General features: G+C 39.6%; 4 protein-coding genes. All 4 read left to right on the forward strand.

Features of this window, described 5'->3' with window-relative positions; all coding sequences use genetic code 11:
• Positions 1-529 precede the first annotated feature (529 nt).
• The 4 genes from NE665_RS23150 (at position 530) to NE665_RS23165 (ending at position 5,404) form a co-directional block, all read left to right on the forward strand.
• Positions 530-3,574: an SrtB-anchored collagen-binding adhesin gene (locus NE665_RS23150; protein WP_077744577.1), complete on the forward strand. Its 3,045-nt coding sequence runs from the start codon at positions 530-532 to the stop codon at positions 3,572-3,574.
• Between the two features lie 238 nt (positions 3,575-3,812).
• On the forward strand, positions 3,813-4,139 hold the full coding sequence (locus NE665_RS23155; RefSeq protein WP_008687121.1) for a YdcP family protein: 327 nt from the start codon (positions 3,813-3,815) through the stop codon (positions 4,137-4,139).
• Between the two features lie 15 nt (positions 4,140-4,154).
• Positions 4,155-4,538 carry a YdcP family protein gene (locus tag NE665_RS23160; RefSeq protein WP_008687119.1) on the forward strand — a complete coding sequence of 128 codons (384 nt, stop codon included), beginning with the start codon at positions 4,155-4,157 and terminating at the stop codon, positions 4,536-4,538.
• A gap of 101 nt (positions 4,539-4,639) precedes the next feature.
• Entirely contained in the window at positions 4,640-5,404 is a 765-nt protein-coding gene (locus tag NE665_RS23165; RefSeq protein WP_008687118.1) for an MBL fold metallo-hydrolase, read from the forward strand.
• Positions 5,405-5,597 lie beyond the last annotated feature (193 nt).

Genomic DNA, 5,597 nt, shown 5'->3' on the forward strand with positions numbered 1-5,597 from the left:
AACATAGATTGTTCTAATTCATATCTATACAGTTAGCATTGATGCTAACTCATTAAATTGATTATGAAATATTCAAAGCTTGATAATAATTTTATAAGGAATATGCAATAAATAAAAGGCTAAATAAAGGTGATAATTGAGCCGAACATAGATTGTTCTAATTCATATCTATACAGTTAGCATTGATGCTAATTCATTAAATTGATTATGAAATATTCAAAGCTTGATAATATTTTTAGTTTCAAAAACACAATAAAAATCTGATTATCCGCTAAAACACAGTATCTATCAGCATTTTCAAGGGAACAAATACATCAATTTACTACTTATTTACTACCATTGAATGAGCCTTGATACGCCAGTTTTCCTAGATATGCAAAGATATGGTACAGCACATCAGTATTGAAACAAGAAAAAAATTGAATATTTTATAGACTATGGAACGCCTAAAATGACGTTCCTTTTCTATTTCCAGCCGTTCTTATTGGACGGCTATTTTATTACCAAAAATGAAAGGAGCATTAGATTTATGAAAAAGACATGGAAACGATTGTGTACGGGCTTCTTAGCTCTTGCAACTGTCGTTACTGCTTTACCGACTATACCCGTCTATGCAGAAAGTAAGCAATACTGGACGGAAAGTGCAGAGCGTGTCGGTATCATTGAAAAAGTAATGAATGACGGTTCTATCGGTTCGACATTCAATGAGGGCTATATGAAAGTCGAGGGCGAAACTGCCTATTGTATTGACATCAATACAGATTTTAAGAACGGTTACAAGACCAGAGCTGACGCAAGCTCACGCATGAGTGCCGACCAGATTTCAGATGTGGCGTTATCCTTAGAGTATGTCAAACAGTATGGCGAAGCTCACAAGGAATTGAACTATAAACAAGTCTATCTGTTGGAACAATGTGTAGTTTGGCAGAGATTGAGCGTACATCTTGGCTGGCAATGTGATAACGTGCGAGCTTCTTATGATGAAATTCCAAAGGCAACACAGGACGAAGTTTTCTCTGGTGCAAGAGCCTTTGTCAAAAAGAATAAAGGACGCTATGAATGTGGCGGTTATATCTACTCTGGCGAGGGGCAGGAATTGGGACAATTCTGGGCGAAGCTGAATGTCGGAAATGCGAAACTGCAAAAGACTTCCAGTAATACCAGCATTACAGACAGTAACGGGAATTACTCTGTCGCTGGTGCGACCTATGGTGTCTTTTCTGATAAGGACTGCACGAAACAGCTTGCCACCCTTACGACTGATGAAAACGAAAATACAGATGTTGTAGAGGTAAAGGCTGGCACAGTTTATATCAAGGAACTTTCTGCACCAGCAGGATATAAAGTGGATAAAACTGTATATTCCTTAAAGGTTGAAGCTGGAAAGACAGCAACATTGAAAGTATCTGATACGCCAAAAGTAACGGACACTTTGATTGAGCTTTTCAAGATTGATATGGAAACACAGAAAGACAATCCGCAAGGGAGCGCTTCTTTAGCAGGTGCGGAATTTACATGGAAGTATTATGCTGGCTTCTATAATAAAGACAATCTCCCTGCCGAAGCTACTCGTACATGGGTTACAAAGACAATCGCTGAAACAGACAGCGACGGGACAGCCCACTACATTACAAAATTAGCGGACGCATACAAGGTATCTGGCGACAGCTTCTATATGCAGGACAGCAAAGCGGTTCTTCCACTTGGGACGCTAACCGTAGAAGAAACAAAAGCTCCAAACGGCTACTTGTTAGAGGGTGCATATATGCAGGCTGGCGATAAGTCCGAACAGATAAAAGGCTTATATGTAACACAGATTACCGAGGACGGCGACCTTGCCGTATTATCTGGAAGTAACCAGTTTTCCGTATCAGACAAGGTTATCCGTGGCGGTGTCAAAATTCAGAAACGAGATTTAGAAACGGGCGATACCAAACCACAAGGAAGTGCCACTTTGAAAGATACTGCCTTTGACATCATTTCCTTAAATGATAATGCGGTATTGGTTGAGGGCAAGCTCTACAAGAAAAATGAAGTCGTAAAGACTATTCATACAAACCTTGAGGGTGTCGCTTCCACTTCTGCTGACCTCTTACCTTATGGAAAATTCCGTATTGTTGAGAGTGAAGCTCCCGACGGTTACTTAACTGACGGTGCAAAGCCGATTGATTTTACAATCACAGAAAATGGAAAAATCGTGGACTTAACCGACAAAGCCCATTCTATCTATAATCAGATTAAGCGTGGAGATATTGAGGGCGTAAAAATCGGTGCAGGCACACACAAGCGTCTTGCTGATGTTCCTTTTAGGATCACAAGCAAGACGACTGGGGAAAGTCATGTTGTAGTAACTGATGATAACGGGCAATTCTCCACTTCTGCTGACTGGGCTTCTCACAAGCACAATACTAACGCAGGCAAGACCAGCGAGGACGGTGTGTGGTTTGGAACTTCTGAACCAGACGACAGCAAAGGTGCATTACCTTATGACACCTACATCATTGAAGAAATGCGTTGCAACAGTAACAAAGGCTTTGAACTTATCCCACCTTTTGAAATCGTGGTATCAAGAAATAATCTTGTGATTGATTTAGGAACGCTAACTGATGAATACGAAAAAGAAATCTCTATTCATACCACAGCGACCAGCAAAGACGGCGAAAAGACTATCCTTGCAGGAAAAGAGGTTACAATCGTTGATACTGTCAAATTAGACGGACTTACAAAAGGCACAAAGTATCAGTTGAAAGGCTGGCAGATGTTAAAGGAAGAAAACGCCGAGCTTATCATTGACGGGAAACGTGTAGAAAACGATTATACCTTTGTCGCTGATGATGAAGAAATGAAAGTGGAAATTTCCTATACATTCAATGCGTCTGCTTTAGGTGGCAAAAACCTTGTTACCTTTGAAGAATTATATGATTTCAGCAATTCAGACGAACCCGTAAAAGTTGCAGAACACAAAGACATTGAGGACGACGGGCAAACGGTACTTATCACAGAGCGTATCATCAAGATACATACTACCGCTACCGATAAGGACGGCAATAAAGAGCTTAAAGCAGGAAAAGACGTTACAATCATTGATACCGTAACCTTAGAGTGCTTAGAAGTCGGTACACAGTACAAACTTGTGGGCTGGCAGATGTTGAAAGAAGAAAATGCAGAACTTCTTATCAATGGAAAACGTGTGGAAAGTGATTACACTTTTATTGCTGACAGCGAAACTATGAAAGTGGAAGTTGCTTTTACGTTTGACGCTACTTCTCTTGACGGCAAACAGCTTGTAACTTTTGAGGAATTATACGATTTAAGCAATCCAGACGAGCCGAAGAAAGTTACCGAGCATAAGGATATTGAGGATAAGGGACAGACGATTACTTTTAAGGAAAAGCCAGAAGAACCAGAGAAACCCGAAACACCACCGACACCGGAAAAGCCTAACAGACCTAGCGACAGTCCAAAAACGGGCGACAGTACAAATGTAATGGCATTTATCGTGATGTTGCTTGCGTCTGCTGGTGGACTGGCTGGAACATATCTTTACAAACTCCGTAAAATGAAGAAATCATAAGGCGGTAACGGTATGAGGAAAGAAAAATCACGCTCTCCGCTGAAGCTGTCAAACGGCAGACTTCCGCTTATTCTGGCTTGTCTGCCAACAACCTGCAAGAACACGGATAGTCAAGGGTGCGTAAGCATTTATTTTACCCTTTACTATCTGGGGGATTGCTGGTACTTCCCAAACCGCCAGAATAAGAAATCACAATCAAAAAACTTATCAAATATAGAAAGAAACGAGGTAAAACAATATGGAAATGAAATATGTCGTGCCAGATATGGCACAGTCTTTTGGAACTCTTGAATTTGCAGGGGAAAGCGAGCCTATCTTTGAAAGAGATAAAAACAATCGCAAGGTCATAGCCAGACGAAGCTATAACCTTTATTCTGACATACAGAAAGGCGAAAATGTTGTGGTGGAAATTCCTGTGCAGGCTGGCGAAAAGCATTTCAAGTATGAGCAGAAAGTAAAACTTGTCAATCCGAAGTTATACGGCAGAGGTTACGCAATCGGGGATATGGGACATACCGATTATGTATTAGTTGCTGATGATATTGTAGCAGTTGAAGAAAAGTAAAGGAGTGGAAAATTTATGAGATTATCAAACGGGTTTGTTATTGACAAAGAGAAAACATTTGGAGAATTAAAATTTACAGCGGTACGTGATGTGTTCTTGCAGAATGAGGACGGGACACCGAGTACCCAGCTTAAAAAGCGTATCTATGATTTGAAGTGCAGTCTGCACGGTGGAATTATCCCCGTGTCTGTACCGCCAGAAGTACCGTTAAGGGAATTTCCTTACAATGCAGTTGTGGAGCTTGTCAATCCAGTAGCCGATACGGTATCAAGAAAAACCTATACGGGTGCAGATGTGGACTGGTATGTAAAGGCAGAGGATATTGTATTGAAGAATAAAAGCAACCAGAACGCAGGCAATACACAGAACCATACACCGCAGGGACAACCGAAAAAATAGACTTGCTGAATAGATTTTCGTTGTAGAGGATATACGGAACTGTTATAATATGGGTATGAAGAAAGCGACAAATTAAAATTTTTAGGGAGTGAGAATAGTATATGGACAGTTGGTTTACCGTCGAACAAATAGACCAAGATACATTCGTCATCAGCGAATACAAACACTGGGAAGAAACACATTGTTATCTATTGTGTGGGACAAAAAGAGCCATTCTGATTGATACAGGTTTAGGTGTTTCCAACATCAGAGAGGTTATTGATGGATTGACGAAACTGCCCGTTACAGTAATCACTACTCATGTTCATTGGGATCATATCGGTGGACATAAATATTTTCGGTCTATTGCAGTTCATGAAGCAGAAAAAGAATGGCTATCGGTCAAATTCCCTATACCTTTGCAAGTGGTAAAAAACAATATTATGTGCAATCCATGTGATTTCCCCTCGGATTTTAAGGTAGAGAAATATCAGATTTTTCAAGGGGTTCCGCAAATGATTTTACATGATGAAGATTGTATTGACTTAGGGAACAGAAAGTTGGTAGTTATTCACACGCCCGGTCATTCTCCCGGACATTGTTGTTTCTATGAAGCGGATAGAAAATATCTGTATTCCGGCGATTTGATATATAGCGGTTGCCTTGATGCTTTTTATCCATCAACAAACCCACAAGAATTTTGGAAGTCTGTTAGAAAAATTCAATCTTTAAAGATAAGTCGAATTTTGCCAGGACATCATCATTTATCTATTCCAGTTACTATAATTGACAAAATAGAGACAGCTTTTCACAACTTGTCAAATGAAGGGAAATTAAAACAAGGGAATGGTATATTCAGCTATGAGGGGTTTCAAATCCATATCTGAAATGCAATCTTAGTTTTACAATTTTATATCCCTACACACAAAGCAGTTAGTCTTAGGATTGACTGCTTTTTTCATACCCAGAAAGACAACTATATTAAAGTCAAGTAGTAATTTATGAAAAAGTATGAAATATAAAATACTTGAAAATATAGTATTCGATCTTTGAAATTGTGAATGTAAATATGTTGAAAAG

Source organism: Clostridium sp. DFI.1.208, assembly GCF_024463855.1.
In the GTDB taxonomy this organism is placed as follows: domain Bacteria; phylum Bacillota_I; class Bacilli_A; order Erysipelotrichales; family Erysipelotrichaceae; genus Clostridium_AQ.